The following is a 16,595-nucleotide window of genomic DNA, read 5'->3' as shown; positions in this document are numbered from 1 at the left end:
TTTTCGCTGTGCTCAGCGAACGATGTGTATTTTAGGTTTTTTATTTTTTTCGTCAACTGTTTTTTTCATAAAAAATAAAAAAATTTACTTTTTGCATAATTATTAAGCTTATTTATTGTTTTTTGAATGTTTTTTATTCATTAAATTCTGATTAAACCTCTCATATCCACACTTTCGTTTTCCTATCATCCACCAATTCGTCTTTTTAAGGACCAAACCTACACAACCCTATTTATAATTTTATTCTGTACAAATACAAATGTGAGATCTATGATCTGTCTGTTTTCACAAGACTAATGATGAATATGGTAATTGCTGAATACGCGCCACTGACAAATTCATATAAATCTCATGCTATATGTTCTCATAATTCATACAACATGCATGAGACACCATTAGCAAACAACTTATATTAAGCGTGCACTTATGAATAAAGAAATAAATACAGTGGGACTCAGATGCCCGGAACCTCTTATGATTGTAAGAAGAGAAATGAGACAGCTGTCTCCCGGCGACACCTTATCAATTAAAGCAGACGACCCTTCAACTGACAGAGATTTTGAACTTCTCTGTACACATATGGGATACAAGATGCTGAAAAAGGACTTAAATGGTCCTGTATTATCTTTTATTATGCAAAAATAGTATTTTCGAGTACAATACGCACAATAAAATTGATATGTTGAATCAAATATGTATTTGTAAATTTACTTTAATTATCTGATACTCCTAATGAGTCTTCAAAGGAACTAGTTCGATGTCTAACACTTATGATATCAAAACCTTTCAAGGGTTGATTTTAACTCTGCAGGATTACTGGTCACGTCAGGGATGCATGATTGCACAGCCTTTCGATATGGAAGTGGGTGCCGGTACTTCTCACCCTCAGACATTCCTTCGTGCCATTGGTCCTGAACCTCACCACTGTGCATATGTTCAGCCATCTCGCAGACCTACCGATGGTCGTTATGGTGAAAATCCGAACAGATTACAGCATTATTACCAATTTCAAGTGGTACTCAAACCTTCGCCAAGCAACATTCAAGAATTATACCTTGGTTCATTGAAGGAACTGGGGTTCGATCCGTCAACACACGACATCAGATTCGTTGAGGATAACTGGGAAAACCCAACTCTCGGTGCATGGGGTTTAGGCTGGGAAGTATGGTTAAACGGCATGGAAGTAACTCAGTTCACCTACTTCCAGCAGGTTGGCGGTCTTGAATGTTTCCCTGTTACAGGTGAAGTAACATATGGTCTTGAAAGATTAGCCATGTATATCCAGGGGGTAAACAACATTTACGATCTGGTTTGGGCTCATACTCCAGCTGGTGATATTACCTATGGTGATGTTTTCCACCAGAACGAAGTTGAACAGTCTACTTATAACTTTGAATACGCTGATGTTGATTTTCTTTTCTCTGTTTTTGATGCAAGTGAAAAAGAGTGTCAGAGACTTCTCTCTTTAGAAAAACCACTGCCTCTGCCTGCATACGAAAGAATTTTAAGAGCAGCTCACGCATTTAACCTTCTAGATGCAAGACACGCGATCTCTGTTACAGAAAGACAGCGTTACATTCTCAGAATCAGAACTTTATCCAAAGGTGTAGCCGAAGCTTACTACAACGCTCGTGAAGCTTTAGGTTTCCCTATCTGCAAAACTAATAAGGAAAGCAAGTAATGGCTAATAAAAATTTACTTGTGGAGCTTGGTACCGAAGAATTACCACCAAAGGCACTCCGTAAGCTGGCAGTTGCGTTCAAAGACGGTTTTACCAACGAATTAAAGAAGGCAGATCTCTCCTTTAGTTCAGTTGAATGGTATGCAACTCCTCGCAGACTAGCTTTAAAAGTTATCGGTCTTAGCGAAAAACAGCCTGATAAATCAGTAGAAATCAAAGGTCCATCAGTTCAGGTTGCATTCAAGGATGGTCAGCCTACTCAGGTTGGACAGGCTTGGGCTAAGGCTCAGGGGATTGAATTGTCTCAGGCAGAAACAATTACGACTCCAAAAGGAGAATGGCTTGTCTATCGTACCGTTAAATCAGGACAGAACACTGTTTCACTGATTGCTGATTTTGTAAAAACAGCTCTTGGTGCCCTCCCTATTCCTAAGCTTATGCATTGGGGAAGCAAGAGAGAATTATTTGTTCGTCCTGTACATACTCTGACAATGCTGTTTGGAAATGAACTCATTCCAGGTTCAATTTTAGGACTAGAATCTTCACGTACTATTCGTGGTCACAGATTCATGGGTGAAAGTGAATTCGAAATCAATTCAGCTGATGAATATCCTGAAATTCTTGAAACCAAGGGGATGGTTATTGCCGATTACGAAAGACGTAAAAAGATGATTGTTGATGCAATCACCAAACAGGCAAAAGATCTCAACGGCACAGCAGACATGGATGAAGACTTGATTGAAGAAGTTACTTCTTTAGTTGAATATCCAGTTCTGATGACAGCGAAATTTGAAGAAAAATTCCTTGCAGTTCCTGCTGAAGCCTTGGTTCATACAATGAAAGGCGATCAGAAATATTTCCCTGTATACCGTGATGGTAAGCTGTTACCTAACTTTATATTTATCAGCAACATCATTTCCAAAAATCCTGAAATGGTAATCTCAGGAAATGAAAGAGTTGTTAGACCTAGACTTGCTGATGCGGAATTCTTCTACAATACAGATAAGAAGAAAACTCTTCAGTCCAGATTCGAAAGTCTTAAGACCATACTATTCCAGAAACAGCTCGGTTCTTTAGCCGATAAATCTGAAATCGTTGCTGAAGTCGCAACAGAAATTGCCAACAAGATTGGTGCAAACCCAGAATATGCAAAAAGAGCTGGCCTCCTGTCAAAGTGCGATTTAATGACCAATATGGTTATGGAATTTACTGATACTCAGGGTATTATGGGTATGCACTACGCCAGAATTGATGGCGAACCAGAAGAAGTTGCGTTAGCAATGAATGAACAGTACATGCCAAGATTTTCAGGTGACAGCCTTCCTTCAAACAAGGTTTCATGTGCTGTAAGCATTGCTGAGAAAATTACAACCCTTACTGGTATCTTCGGTATTAACCAGATTCCTAAAGGAGATAAAGATCCTTTCGGTTTAAGAAGAGCTTCTATTGGTGTAATCCGTATTGCAATTGAAAAGGAACTCAATCTTGATATCAGACCTTTAATTGGGTTTGCTGCTAAACTTTATGCTGACAAATTAACCAACACTAACGTTGTAAACGATGTGGTTGAATATATTCTTGGCAGATTCAAGGCATACTATCAGGAATCAGGAATCGGTGCAGATATAGTTCAGTCTGTATTGGCCACCGGTGTTACCAATCTTTTCGACTTTGACAAGCGTATCAAAGCAGTAGAAAAGTTCAAAACACTGAACGAAGCTGAATCTCTTGCAGCATCAAACAAGCGTGTAGGAAACATTCTTGCCAAGGCTGAAGGAAATCCTGCATTTAACGAATCTCTGTTAAAGGAAGAAGCAGAAATCGCACTCTATAAAGCAATGTCTGACATTTCTGCTACTACAGCTCAGTTCTACAACGCAGGTAACTATACTGATGCATTGTCAACTCTTTCCTCTCTAAAGGAGCCTGTTGATAACTTCTTTGATAAGGTTATGGTTAACTGTGAAGACGCTGCAGTCAAAAATAATCGTCTTGCACTGCTGAGACAGTTGAGAGATATGTTCACTCATATCGCTGATATCTCTCTGATACAGAAATAAGCTTTTAAAAAGTTATTAACAATGTAAAACCGTTATGGATTAGCCGTAACGGTTTTTATTTTATATAAGAATTATTAATAATTTTATACACAAGTAATATATTTTTATATCTTATTAAAAAAATCAAAGAGTCTTAATGATTATCTTATTGTCTAAAGTCGTCACATTTTTATAATCGAGATATCAACTATACCACTCCTTTATAATAGAATTTAAATTGTAGCTTTCTAATTTTTTCTATTATTTTTAGATTTGGACGGCAAAAATATGGCCCTAGACATTATTGTTTGTGATGACTCCAAATTTGCAAGAAATCAGCTTATTCGGGTTATTCCTAAAAAATTGGTAAAAAACCTTTACACTTCATCTAATGGTAAAGAAGCCATGGAGCTTCTGCGTGAAGGGAAAGGTAAACTGATGTTTCTTGACCTAAACATGCCTGTTATGGATGGTTACGAAGTTTTGGAAGCCGTAAGACAGGAAGGTCTCAGAGTCATGATTATCGTTGTTTCAGGCGATATACAGCAACAGGCTCTGGAAATCATAAAAAAGTACAAGGTTCTTGCTTTCATCAAAAAACCTCTGGTGCCAGATGAACTGCATGAACTACTGACAAAATATGGTCTGTGTCATGAAGATGATCTTGAAGAATTGACAGATCCTTCAATAGCAATAGATCACAGTGAAAATAAACCTTTTGATGAATTAGGAGAAAAAATCAATATAGCCACAGGTTTGGCAGCCAGCAAAATCGCAGACATGCTTAACCTATTCGTTACCATGCCTCTGCCAAATATAAAAATAGAAACAGGCAGAAAAATTTCAAGTGATATTCAACATTGGTTAGATATCACAGGCAACATCATCGTTAGTCAGGGATTTGACGGAGATGGAATTCTTGGTGAAAGTCTTATCTATTTCTCCTCCAAGGATATTAACACTTATACAAAGGCTGTAACAGATAATCAGAAACTTGATGATCAAGCCAAAAACTCAATGGTTATAGAGCTTGCAAGTATTATTTCCGGTACTCTGATGCGTAATTTTACTCATCAGATAAACTATATTATTAACTTCAATTTTCCGGGTTTGGTTTCGCCAAACGTTGAACACAATCTAACTAACCCTGAACTAATAAACAGTAAGATTCTGAATGTTGAGCTGACATACGTAATTAAAGATTTAAACATGAACATAAAGTTCCAAATACTATTTAATCACTCCACTTCAGAAAAACTTAAGGAAATTATGGCACTGGTATGACGGATATTCTTGATAATCTTAGCGAAATTCACGACCTTCATCGAAGCTTAACCATCATTCAGAATCTGAATGTAGGGGTTATTGTTCTGGACAAAAATTTTAAAGTAAAAATCTGGAACAGTTTTATGGAAACCAAAAGTGGCATTGAAGGTTATAAAATCAATGACCACAGTATTTTTGAATTCTTCCCAGAATTAGCAAACTCATGGCTGAAAGATAAAATTGTTGAAGCTTTTTCCATGGATACGCTTGTATTCAGTTCGTGGGAACAGCATAAGGAAGTATTCAAATTCGCAAACAGTCGTCCTTTTACCGGCACATCATCAGAGATGATGATGAACTTCACTTTCATTCCTGTGATGTCACTAACCGGACAATGTGAAGAAGTAACGGTAATTATCTACGATGTAACAGATGAAGCAAGCTCAAAACTCTCCCTACAGGATGCAAATAAAAGGCTGCATGAGCTATCAATTACCGACAGACTTACAACTCTTTACAATCGTGGTTACTGGGAAGAATGTCTCAAGCAGCAATACAACATTAATAAGAGAACACTCATGCCAATAACATTAATGATGTTCGATATAGATCATTTTAAAAATGTGAATGATACCTACGGACATCCTGCAGGAGATGCTGTTCTCAGGGAAGTTTCTGCCATTCTGAAGAAACAGATAAGAAGCACAGATATTGCCGGACGATATGGCGGCGAAGAATTTGCAATTCTGTTGGTTGATGCAAACAGAGAGTCAGCATTCATGGTAGCTGAACGTATTCGTAAGGCCGTTGAAGCTCACACCGTATATTATGAAGATATGGTTATCAAATTTACAATAAGTCTTGGTTTGTGTACTCTTTCCGAGACTATTCCAAGTGCACAGGAATGGCTTGTAAGCACTGATAACTGCCTGTACTTTTCAAAAGAGCACGGGAGAAATCGTACAACTCAATACGGATTAAACGACACTGAGGCTACTATGAACATAAAGCCAGAATACAAGCATGGTACAAAAAAATAAAAATGTTGTAACAGAGTAAAACAGTATATGAAAAAGGGGAAGAAGCATAACAGCTCCTTCCCCTTTTTTTAGTTTTTATAATTGTTCCGGCAACAAATTACTTACCAAAAACAATGCGCTTCATGTCCTTCATGTAACCACGAAGAGTATGACCTACAACTTCGATTGGGTGGTTACGAATTTTGTCATTTACGTCAATAAGAGTCTGGTTATCAACAGAAGTATCAGCAGAAGATAAACCTACACCGATATCTTCAAGGGTAACCTTATCCATGAACTTTTCCTTGAGTAAAGGTACACAAGCATTAGAGAAGAGGTAGTTACCATATTCAGCGGTATCAGAAATAACTACGTTCATTTCATACAGACGCTTACGAGCAATTGTGTTAGCAATTAATGGAAGTTCGTGTAATGATTCGTAGTAAGCTGATTCAGGGTAAATACCAGATTCAGTCATGGTTTCGAATGCTAATTCAACACCAGCCTTGATGGTAGCAACCATGAAAATACCCTTATCAAAATATTCCTGTTCAGAAATTTCAGTGCTGCATGCAGGAGCATTTTCAAAAGCAGATTCCTGAGTTTCCTTTCTCCAGCGTAACAGATCCTTATCGTTATCTGCCCAGTCCTTCATCATGGTTTCAGAGAACTTACCGCTTTCAATGTCATCCATGTGCTTACGATATAAAGGACGCATAATAACCTTTAATTCTTCAGCCATGTTGAAAGCCTTGATCTTAGCAGGATTGCTCAGACGATCCATCATATTGGTGATACCGCCGAACTTAAGTGCTTCACCGATAGTTTCCCAACCGTACTGTAAAAGCTTACATGCATAACCAGCATCAATACCGCCGGCAACCATCTTATCAAAAGCGAGTAAGCTTGCGGTCTGAAGCATACCGCAGAGAATAGTCTGTTCACCCATAAGGTCTGACTTAACTTCAGCAACGAAAGAAGAAGCAAGACAACCAGCCTTATGACCACCGGTACCGGCAGCCCAAGCCTTAGCGATATCCCAGCCTTCACCCTTAGGATCGTTTTCTGGGTGAACTGCAATTAAGGTAGGAACACCGAAACCACGAACATATTCGTTACGAACTTCTGTACCTGGGCACTTTGGAGCAACCATAACTACAGTGATATCCTTACGAATCTGTTCACCAACTTCAACGATATTGAAACCATGTGAATAACCAAGAGCTGCACCTTCCTTCATTAAAGGCATAACGGCCTTAACTACTGGAGAATGCTGCTTATCAGGAGTAAGGTTGATTACGAGGTCAGCAGTTGGAATTAATTCTTCATAAGTACCAACCTTGAAGCCATTTTCAGAAGCACGCTTGAAAGAAGCTCTCTTTTCAGCAATAGCTTCAGCACGTAATGCATAAGATACATCAAGACCAGAGTCACGCATATTTAAACCCTGATTTAAACCCTGTGCACCACAACCAACGATTACAACTTTCTTACCCTTTAAGAAATCACAACCTGAGGCGAATTCTTCACGAGCCATAAAACGACAGCAGCCTAACTGTGCTAACTGTTCACGTAAATTTAAAGTATTGAAGTAATTTGACATTTTTTATCCTGTCCGTTATTCAAATAAGATTGTATTAAAAATAAACACAACGTAATTATACACAAATGTAGTTATTGCTAAAAGTGATATATATGCAATATTGCGTTGCATAATACGCAACATAATATTAAAATTTTAGTAAATATTGATTATAGGGACTTTACACAAGTAAAAACAGCTAAGTACAGAAACTTTATTATTAAAAAATCATGGATACATCTGAACTTTATTTATTCCTTTCTCTCAGTAATTTTTTGTCATTCAGACGTACAGCAGAGCACTGCGCCGTTACCCCTTCAACACTCAGCCGGACAATCGCCAGAATGGAAGAAGAGCTTAGTGCTAAGCTTTTCGAAAGAGACAACCAGACAGTAGAACTGACAGCTGCCGGCAAAAAATTTAAAGAATTCGCCAGCGAATACTATTTGAACTACCTGAAAATAAAGGAAGAACTGAAAGCTGTATCCGAAACGATGACCGGTAACCTAAAAATATTCTGTTCCGTTACAGCCTGTGTCTGTCTATTGCCTGAATTACTTAATCAATATCGTTTTCTGTACCCAAACATTGACCTGAAAATAGAAACCGGTGATGCTGCGCTAGCTCTTGATAAAATAATCAACCATGAAGCGGATCTATCAATTGCCGCCATTCCTCCACACATACCGCAGGGATTGATAACACACGGTTTCACCAAAATACCATTAGTGTTCATAGCCCCAAAAAAAATACCACAGCAATGGCTGAAAAAAGGGGAAATAGACATGACAACAGTTCCCTATGTCGTATCGGAACAGGGAGCTCTAAGAAAAGAAATCAATGTCTGGTTCAACCGAAAGAACATTAAACCCAACGTTATCGCTCAGGTGGCAGGAAATGAGGCAATTGTATCTCTTGTAGCTCTTGGAATGGGAATCGCCATTATTCCCGAGGCTGTTCTCATGCAGAGTTCAAGCGCCGGAGATGTACAAATCATTGATCGTCCCAATGACATAACTCCATTCAATGTGGGACTATGTACAAACCAGTCCAAAAACAAAGATAAAGCCGTAAAGGCCTTTATTGAGGTTGCTCGTACCTGCATGCCAAAAGAACTTACTTTTAAAAACATATCCTAATACGTCATCAGATAATGGCAAACACATCAGGTTTATACAGCTGTTATACTTAAATATGCACCTCTCATTTATTCTACTTAACAAACAAGAGTCGTATCGTGTAAAATATGCAAGTATTTTACTTATCATGGCTGAATGAATTATTAACCTCTTTAAAAATTCATTCAGCCAACAAACTTAATACTTACAGGTAAATGTTATGAAAAATATTAACCCTACCAAGACTGCTGCCTGGGCAGCACTCAATGAACATTTCAAAGCCATTTCAAATGTTACCATTGCAGATCATTTCAAGGCTGACAGCAATCGTTTCAACAACTTTTCTTTAAAGCTCAATCCTGACTTTCTGGTTGACTTTTCAAAGAACAGAATTAATCAGGAAACCTTAAATCTTCTCATCAACCTTGCAAAAGAAACTGATCTTTCAGGTGCCATTGAATCAATGTTCAGTGGTGAAAAGATTAACGTTACCGAAAACAGAGCCGTTCTTCACACAGCTTTAAGAAACAAGTCCAACAAGCCTGTTCTCGTTGATGGAAAGGACGTAATGCCAGAAGTTAATGCCGTACTCGAAAAGATGAAGGCATTCTGCGCAAAGATTATTTCAGGCGAATGGAAGGGTTATACCGGTAAGGAAATCACTGATGTTGTTAACATCGGTATCGGTGGTAGTGATCTTGGTCCATGCATGATCAGCGAAGCATTAGCAGCTTACAGAACCAGACTCACTCCACACTTTGTTTCCAACGTTGACGGCACTCATATTGCTGAAACTTTAAAGAAGCTCAACCCTGAAACCACTTTATTCCTGATTGCTTCAAAGACCTTTACAACTCAGGAAACCATGACCAATGCTCACACCGCAAGAGACTGGTTCTTAAAGCACGCCGGAGACAAGGCTCATGTAGCAAAGCACTTCGCAGCCCTCTCTACTAATGCAAAGGCTGTTTCAGAATTTGGTATTGATACCGCAAACATGTTTGAATTCTGGGATTGGGTTGGAGGCAGATACTCTTCATGGTCTGCTATCGGTTTATCTATTGCTTTAGCTGTTGGTTTCGACAACTTTGAAAAGCTTCTTGCCGGTGCTTACGAAATGGACTGTCATTTCCGCAATACAGAATTTTCAAAGAATATTCCTGTAATCCTTGCTTTAATCGGAATCTGGTACAACAACTTCTACAAGTTTGAATCAGAAGCAATTTTACCTTACGATCAGTACATGTATCGTTTCCCAGCCTACTTCCAGCAGGGTAACATGGAATCAAATGGTAAATACATTGACCGTGATGGTAATAAGATTGATTACCAGACCGGTCCTATCATTTGGGGTGAACCAGGAACCAATGGTCAGCACGCATTCTATCAGCTGATTCATCAGGGCACAAAAGTAATTCCTTGTGACTTCATTGCTCCAGCAATCAGTCATAATCCTATCGGCGATCACCACGCTAAGCTTTTATCTAACTTCTTTGCTCAGACTGAAGCTCTTGCATTCGGTAAGTCAAAGGAAACTGTAATTGCAGAATTCGAGGCTAAGGGTATTAGCAAGGAAAACTACGAAAAGCTTGTTCCATTCAAGGTATTTGAAGGTAATCGCCCAACCAATTCTATTTTAGTTAAGAAAATTACCCCTGAAACTCTCGGTGCCCTCATCGCCATGTATGAACACAAGATTTTCACTCAGGGTGTAATCATGAATATCTTCAGTTTTGACCAGTGGGGTGTTGAATTAGGCAAGCAGCTTGCAGGCAAGATTCTTCCAGAACTTTCCGGTCAGGACAAGGTCACTGCTCATGATGCTTCAACCAATGGTCTGATTAACTTCTTCAAGGAACTGAACAAGTAAGATATCAGTAAATACAGGGATCTTTCCCTGTTTTAACACTGCTTAAGACATAGCGATCGTGATATATGGTCACGATCGCTTTTTTTGTGCATTATCCCTTGTTTATCCATACAAAATATAGACCTTATCCATATTTGAATCTAAGCTAGAAATATAAGCACAAAACATACAATCGGGAGGAATCATGAATAAGGTTGGTTACTTCATAAATGATGAAGGTCGCGGATGTTTTAGAATTTTTGCCCCATTCTGCGATACATTAGCTGTTGAACTAGACAGAACTCATAGAGTTATTGAACTGCAGAAACAGGATGATGGATATTTTACTGCCGAAACCGATAAACTCCCTGAAGGTATCCTGTATTGGTTGGTTAAAAACGGAACAGAATATCTTCCGGATCCGTATTCAAAATACCAACCGTTTGACGTACACAGCACATCCATGATCTGCTATCCCCATAAAGCAGACTTCAGTAAATGGCAGGGAATAGATCCAAAGGATGCTGTTATCTACGAACTGCATATAGGAACATTTACAGAAGAAGGAACCCTTAAGGGAGCCACCAAACGACTTTCATATCTAAAGACGCTGGGAATTAATGTGATTGAATTAATGCCTATTGCAGCTTTTCCCGGAGAAAGAAACTGGGGATATGATGGTACATACATGTTTGCCCTGAATATGGGATATGGCAACTATCGTGATTTGGAAGATTTTCTTAATCTCGCCCATTCTTTAGGAATTGCCGTAATACTTGATGTTGTATACAACCATTTCGGGCCTGAAGGTAATTACAGCGGAATGCTGGCACCTTTCACCAAAAATGCTGATACTCCTTGGGGAGCCGCAATAAACTTTGATTCAGAAAACTCACACGGTATAAGAGATTTTTATCTGGCAAACGCATACTACTGGCTTTCTGAGATTGGTTTTGACGGCTTCAGAATGGATGCAGTGTCCCTTGTTTATGACAGTTCATCCAAACATATTCTCACTGAAATAAACAGATTGGCTAAAGATATAGAAGAGAAAGAACATCGTAAGATAATCATGATTGCAGAACACCTTCGCAATGACAAACACATTACCTCATCAGATGGTTTCGGTTTTAATGCTCAATGGTGTGATGACTTAAACTATTCTCTTTATAGTTACTTAACACATGAAACATTCCGTCATTATAAAGACTTCGGATCCATTGATGATATTTACAAAGCTCTGACAAAAGGTTTTGTCTACGATGGTACCAAATTAAACAGTGTTTATAACAATTATCAGGGAGAAGACGGTTCAGACATTCCACCTGAACAGCTCGTTGTACACATTCAGAATCATGATCAGATAGGTAATCGTCCTCATGGTGATCGAATTAGTACCACCTACGGAATAGACAAAGCTCTTCTTGCTGCAACGATTTGTTTTTCCAGTCCCTACACACCTATGATTTTCATGGGAGAAGAATATGCTGAAATGAACCCGTTCTACTTTTTTGAAAGTTTTAATGACCAATGGCTTGTTGACGCTGTAAGAGAAGGCAGAAAACGCGAATTTTCTTTCATGCCTGACGTTGAAATAAAAGAACCTCATGATGTAAAAACATTCATAGACAGTCGTTTGGATATGGACTGTACATCTGATTCGCCACATAGTGAAGTTCTTAATTTTTATCAGTCTCTCATAGCTTTGAAAAAGAGCAAGGTTATAGGCATTCACAGCCGAAACGACATTAAAGTAGTGTTAAACAAAGATAAAAAAATCATAACCATTACAACACCGAAGAGTATTACCGTATGCAATCTCGGGGAGGAATCCCAGTCACTTACAGAATTGGGAATATCAGACAAAAAAATGCTCATTTCGTCAAAAGTAAATCACAATCATGACGAAAAATGCATTGAGGGATTCAGTGCAAGAATATATTCTCTGTAATACTTCATTAAATTAAAGCCTCCGAATAAACGGAGGCTTTTACGATCTTATATTCTGCCACCTTTTTCACTCATAGTTTCATTTTCAAAACATATGAAATATGATAAAATATATCTATATTTTTAGAGAAAATTACATCGTTAATAAATATAAAAAAATCATGAAAAATAATATCACAACCCCTATTGAGATTTATCAGTCCGAAGCTTCAGTAAAAGAAGTTCAGGCAACAATGCACATGGAAGGATTCAATCTGACTGACGATGAGTTAACTATGTTAAATGACTGCATCTCTGGAAGAAAGAGTAGCGAAGAAATACGCAAAGAATTAATCGCAAAGATAATTTTCAAGAAAAATAATGCATGATACTCAAGATCCATACTGTTATCCCGGAACGGAAGTTTTAAGAAACAAACTGGAAATTAAAGACGAAACAGAACTTTTTGAAACAGAAAAAGTTCTTTCAATGCTCCGCCTCCTTGAGCTGTTAAAAAAGCCTCTGGAAGGGAGATTCGACTTTGATCATTTATGCAGAATACACTTTTACCTGTTCCAGGATCTTTATGACTGGGCTGGAAAAATCAGAACAGTAGACATTGGCAAAGGAAATATGTTCTGCCATGTTAAATTCATAGAAAAAGAAGCAACAAAGCTTTTCAAAGATCTTCAGACTGAAACCAAGCAGAATAATTTTACTCTCCCAAGGTTTGTTGAAAGATGTGCTTTTTATTTTTCTGAAATAAATGCCATACATCCTTTTAGAGAAGGTAACGGCAGAGTTCAGAGAGAATTCATGAGGTCATGGGCGATACACTGTGGGTTTAAACTGGAATTCTCAAAAGTTTCCCGTCAGGACATGCTGACAGCATCTAGAGAATCTTTTGTTTGTAACTACAAGCCTATGATTGAAATTTTTAAAAACATAACAACAGAACTTAAAAACACTCACTAAGCTCCCCATAATCACAAGATAATTGTTTTGCCATCTTAAAAATAGAATACCTTATATTTATAAAAATGTTAGAATATGACCAAATTCTATAATCGTGATTTTTTCTTTGTTAATTAAATGGAATAAAAAATGGAAATTAAAACCCGTTTTGCTCCTAGTCCTACAGGTTATCTTCATGTAGGTGGTGCACGTACTGCTTTATATTCTTGGCTCTATGCTAGACATAACAATGGTAAGTTCGTACTTAGAATTGAAGATACAGACCGAGAAAGATCTACTCAGCCTGCTATTGATGCCATTATCGAGTCTATGAAATGGACTGGTCTGAACTGGGATGAAGGTCCATATTACCAAACTAAGAGATTTGACCGTTACAATCAGGTAATTGATGAACTTTTGGAAAAAGGACTTGCATACAAGTGCTATTGTTCAAAAGAAAGACTTGATGAAGTTAGAGAAGAACAGCAGCGTCAGGGTATCAAACCAAGATACGATGGTCACTGTCGCGATGAAGATCCTAGCAAACATTCTCCTGATGAACCATACTGCATCAGATTTAAAAATCCAACATCAGGTAAAGTAGGTTTCGACGACCAGATCAGAGGTCATATTGAATTTGATAATGCTGAACTTGATGATCTTGTCATCAGAAGAACCGACGGAACTCCTACATACAATTTCTGTGTAGTTATTGATGACTGGGATATGGGTATCACCCATGTAATCAGAGGTGAAGACCACATTAACAACACACCTAGACAGATTAATATCTACAAGGCTCTCGGAGCACCTGTTCCAGTATTTGCTCACGTATCAATGATCCTTGGTGATGATGGCACCAAGCTTTCAAAGAGACATGGTGCCGTTAGCGTTATGCAGTATCGCGATGACGGTTATTTACCGGAAGCTCTTATGAACTATCTGGTAAGATTAGGCTGGGGACATGGCAATCAGGAAATTTTCTCTATAGAAGAAATGATTAACTACTTTGCCCTGGAAAATGTTTCAAAGAGTGCTTCAGCTTTCAGTACTGATAAACTGAAATGGATGAATCAGCACTATATCAAAACCCTTCCTGCAGAAAGAGTAGCTGAAGAACTCGTATGGCAGATGGATAATCTTGGAATTGATTACTCTAAAGGTCCAAAACTTGCAGACGTAGTTAACGCTCAGAAGGAAAGATGCAAAACCCTTAAGGAAATGGCAGAAAATTCCGTATACTTCTACCAGGAATATACCGACTATGAACCAAAAGCCGCTAAAAAGTGGTTTAAAGAAAACAGTGCTGAAGCCCTTGAACGCTCTTTGGAAAAGCTTAAGAACTTACCAGAATGGAAGCTCGAACCAATTGAAGAAGCATTCAAATCAGTTGCTACTGACATGGATGTTGGCTTAGGTAAAGTAGGCATGCCTTTACGCCTTGCCATTACCGGTTTAGGTGTTTCTCCTGAAATGGGAATTACCATGGAACTTGTTGGCAGAGAACGCTGCATTGCCAGAATTGAAAAGACTATCAAGTACCTGAAAGAAAAGGCCGCTTCTCAGACTAATGCATAATTAGACTACTAATATAGTTACCAACATACAGAAATAAGGGGGAGAATACACGATGTATTCTTCCCTTTTTATCATAATAAAAAATTCGTAATTAAAATGACTTCAAACAACTTAACAAATCAGGCAAAACAAACAGAAAAAGTATCAATAAAAAGCTTCAGAGATTTTATTCACGAAGAAACGTCAGGATGGAACCGAACAGAATTAGCATGGCTTATCGGTGGTGTTACAGTCATAAGTCTATTAACAATAATGAAACTTAATCCTGATAATAACCGATTATTTACGACTGAATTTCTGGTGTCACTTACCGCAGCGGTTACAGGTTGTATTGCCGCCATACTTACAGGAAAAGGGAAACTAGGAGCTTTCGTTTTTGGGTTAATCAATTCTGTACTTTACGCTTATATTTCCTACAAATACAAATATTATGGAGAAGTATGTGTAAAAGTAATCATATTCATTCCACTGAATATATATGGTATTTTCTGCTGGATTAGAAATATAAGTACAAAAGATTATGAGGTGGTAAAACGCAGTCTTGGAAAAAATAAAATTATTCTGGTCACTACTACCGTAATTATAGCAACTCTAATAACAGGGTATATTCTGGAACAGATAGGAGGGAAAAGGCCCTATATAGATGCCACCACATCAATACTTGCGACTACAGGACTGATACTGACAATTAAAAGATATTCACAAAACTGGTTACTATGGATACTGTTAAATATTTTAAGCATATGGTTATGGATAATCCCTTTTTACAAAGGAGAAGGACAACCAGTAGCTATACTTTTAATGTGGTGTTTCTATCTGATAAATTCTATTGTGATGTACATAAGATGGAACAAAAAATCATATAAGCTATCTAATAATAAAACATGATATTAATCATAAAGAAAACAAGAAATGTTAATTTTTTGTTTGTTTAAGCAACAGAGCACGTTTTTTGAATTTGCATAAAATTATAATCGGCTCATACGTTGGAGGTTATATAAAGTGAATTTACTATCAAAGCTTATAACATTGGTAATAGCACCTTTCTTATGCTTAATTGTATCAGTATTTATGATAACAGCTAATGCATTTGCGTATGAAACATGCGACGAAGAAGATGAGGAATGTAAAAATATCACCGGATATAACGCAAATCTAAAAAAAGAATCAGATAATATTAGAGATCAGGTTAAATCAATGACTGATTGCGCTATGCAGACAAACTGTGAGAATCTAAAGAAGTAAACAAGGTATCTAAAATAATAAACCGAGCTAAATAGTATGAACCCCGTTATTGATCACTAGATTGATAACGGGGTTTTAATCCCTAACTCCGCAGATCATAGTTTCTAATTTTTGATTTGCTTCTTTGGGTAAGGTATGCCAAACAAGTCGAAGAGAATCTCTGAGAGTGAACGCGATTCCGTGTAAACCCTTGTTAAGCCCCTTTTGAAAAATTATCTAATGTACCTAGCTATCCTTGTGCCCCAAATTTTGCTAGTTTTAACCGATCTAGTATAAAAACTAGTTCTATCAAATCCCTCCACAGAGAGGGATTTTTTCATTTCTAGAGCTTTTCG

13 protein-coding genes are annotated in these 16,595 nt (G+C 37.7%); 12 read left to right on the top strand and 1 reads right to left on the bottom strand.

The features are described 5' to 3' along the window. Window positions 1-426 precede the first annotated feature (426 nt). The 5 genes from T489_RS0110025 (at window position 427) to T489_RS0110005 (ending at window position 6,026) form a co-directional block, all read left to right on the top strand. Entirely contained in the window at window positions 427-645 is a 219-nt protein-coding gene (locus T489_RS0110025) for a sulfurtransferase TusA family protein (protein ID WP_031579901.1), read from the top strand. A 112-nt stretch (window positions 646-757) separates the two neighbouring features. Beyond that, window positions 758-1,681, top strand: a complete 924-nt coding sequence (gene glyQ / locus T489_RS0110020; protein WP_031579900.1) for a glycine--tRNA ligase subunit alpha — start codon at window positions 758-760, stop codon at window positions 1,679-1,681. Next, window positions 1,681-3,741 (top strand): glycine--tRNA ligase subunit beta, encoded by a 2,061-nt coding sequence (glyS, locus tag T489_RS0110015; protein WP_031579899.1) that lies wholly within the window; start codon window positions 1,681-1,683, stop codon window positions 3,739-3,741. The genes glyQ and glyS overlap by 1 nt, the downstream gene beginning before the upstream one ends. 267 nt (window positions 3,742-4,008) lie before the next feature. Next, complete coding sequence (locus tag T489_RS0110010) at window positions 4,009-5,004, top strand: response regulator (RefSeq protein WP_031579898.1); 996 nt, start codon at window positions 4,009-4,011, stop codon at window positions 5,002-5,004. Beyond that, window positions 5,001-6,026, top strand: coding sequence for a GGDEF domain-containing protein (locus tag T489_RS0110005; protein WP_051622011.1), 1,026 nt, complete (start codon window positions 5,001-5,003; stop codon window positions 6,024-6,026). Before T489_RS0110010 ends, T489_RS0110005 begins: the two co-directional genes overlap by 4 nt. A 97-nt stretch (window positions 6,027-6,123) precedes the next feature. On the opposite strand, the gene ilvC is transcribed toward T489_RS0110005, so the two are convergent. Next, window positions 6,124-7,608, bottom strand: coding sequence for a ketol-acid reductoisomerase (gene ilvC / locus T489_RS0110000; RefSeq protein WP_031579896.1), 1,485 nt, complete (start codon window positions 7,606-7,608; stop codon window positions 6,124-6,126). A 209-nt stretch (window positions 7,609-7,817) separates the two neighbouring features. Here ilvC and ilvY point away from each other — a divergent pair, with 209 nt between their 5' ends. From ilvY to pnuC, 7 genes are all read left to right on the top strand, one after another. Beyond that, complete coding sequence (gene ilvY, locus T489_RS0109995; RefSeq protein WP_084155496.1) at window positions 7,818-8,726, top strand: HTH-type transcriptional activator IlvY; 909 nt, start codon at window positions 7,818-7,820, stop codon at window positions 8,724-8,726. Between the two features lie 199 nt (window positions 8,727-8,925). Continuing rightward, window positions 8,926-10,575, top strand: a complete 1,650-nt coding sequence (pgi, locus tag T489_RS0109990) for a glucose-6-phosphate isomerase (protein WP_031579894.1) — start codon at window positions 8,926-8,928, stop codon at window positions 10,573-10,575. Window positions 10,576-10,759: 184 nt separating this feature from the next. Further along, window positions 10,760-12,505 (top strand): malto-oligosyltrehalose trehalohydrolase, encoded by a 1,746-nt coding sequence (gene treZ / locus T489_RS0109985; RefSeq protein ID WP_051622007.1) that lies wholly within the window; start codon window positions 10,760-10,762, stop codon window positions 12,503-12,505. A gap of 100 nt (window positions 12,506-12,605) precedes the next feature. Beyond that, window positions 12,606-12,872 carry an antitoxin VbhA family protein gene (locus T489_RS0109980; protein ID WP_031579892.1) on the top strand — a complete coding sequence of 89 codons (267 nt, stop codon included), beginning with the start codon at window positions 12,606-12,608 and terminating at the stop codon, window positions 12,870-12,872. After that, window positions 12,865-13,458, top strand: a complete 594-nt coding sequence (locus T489_RS0109975; RefSeq protein WP_031579891.1) for a Fic/DOC family protein — start codon at window positions 12,865-12,867, stop codon at window positions 13,456-13,458. The genes T489_RS0109980 and T489_RS0109975 overlap by 8 nt, the downstream gene beginning before the upstream one ends. Before the next feature lie 129 nt (window positions 13,459-13,587). Then, window positions 13,588-15,015: a glutamate--tRNA ligase gene (gltX, locus tag T489_RS0109970; protein WP_031579890.1), complete on the top strand. Its 1,428-nt coding sequence runs from the start codon at window positions 13,588-13,590 to the stop codon at window positions 15,013-15,015. Between the two features lie 96 nt (window positions 15,016-15,111). Continuing rightward, window positions 15,112-15,903, top strand: coding sequence for a nicotinamide riboside transporter PnuC (gene pnuC, locus T489_RS0109965; RefSeq protein ID WP_051622005.1), 792 nt, complete (start codon window positions 15,112-15,114; stop codon window positions 15,901-15,903). The last annotated feature ends 692 nt before the right edge of the window (window positions 15,904-16,595 follow it).

Origin of the sequence: Ruminobacter sp. RM87 (genome assembly GCF_000701925.1) — a bacterium.
In the GTDB taxonomy this organism is placed as follows: domain Bacteria; phylum Pseudomonadota; class Gammaproteobacteria; order Enterobacterales; family Succinivibrionaceae; genus Ruminobacter; species Ruminobacter amylophilus.
The sequence above is the reverse complement of the archived record's forward strand: the minus strand, read 5'-3'. Positions and strand labels throughout refer to the sequence as shown.

Coding starts and splice junctions, on each gene's coding strand:
- ilvY (WP_084155496.1), top strand. CDS start 7,818: ATGGATACATCTGAACTTTATTTATTCCTTTCTCTCAGTAATTTTTTG.
- treZ (WP_051622007.1), top strand. CDS start 10,760: ATGAATAAGGTTGGTTACTTCATAAATGATGAAGGTCGCGGATGTTTT.
- ilvC (WP_031579896.1), bottom strand. CDS start 7,608: ATGTCAAATTACTTCAATACTTTAAATTTACGTGAACAGTTAGCACAG.
- gltX (WP_031579890.1), top strand. CDS start 13,588: ATGGAAATTAAAACCCGTTTTGCTCCTAGTCCTACAGGTTATCTTCAT.
- T489_RS0110005 (WP_051622011.1), top strand. CDS start 5,001: ATGACGGATATTCTTGATAATCTTAGCGAAATTCACGACCTTCATCGA.
- pnuC (WP_051622005.1), top strand. CDS start 15,112: ATGACTTCAAACAACTTAACAAATCAGGCAAAACAAACAGAAAAAGTA.
- pgi (WP_031579894.1), top strand. CDS start 8,926: ATGAAAAATATTAACCCTACCAAGACTGCTGCCTGGGCAGCACTCAAT.
- T489_RS0109980 (WP_031579892.1), top strand. CDS start 12,606: ATGATAAAATATATCTATATTTTTAGAGAAAATTACATCGTTAATAAA.
- T489_RS0110010 (WP_031579898.1), top strand. CDS start 4,009: ATGGCCCTAGACATTATTGTTTGTGATGACTCCAAATTTGCAAGAAAT.
- glyS (WP_031579899.1), top strand. CDS start 1,681: ATGGCTAATAAAAATTTACTTGTGGAGCTTGGTACCGAAGAATTACCA.
- glyQ (WP_031579900.1), top strand. CDS start 758: ATGTCTAACACTTATGATATCAAAACCTTTCAAGGGTTGATTTTAACT.
- T489_RS0110025 (WP_031579901.1), top strand. CDS start 427: ATGAATAAAGAAATAAATACAGTGGGACTCAGATGCCCGGAACCTCTT.
- T489_RS0109975 (WP_031579891.1), top strand. CDS start 12,865: ATGCATGATACTCAAGATCCATACTGTTATCCCGGAACGGAAGTTTTA.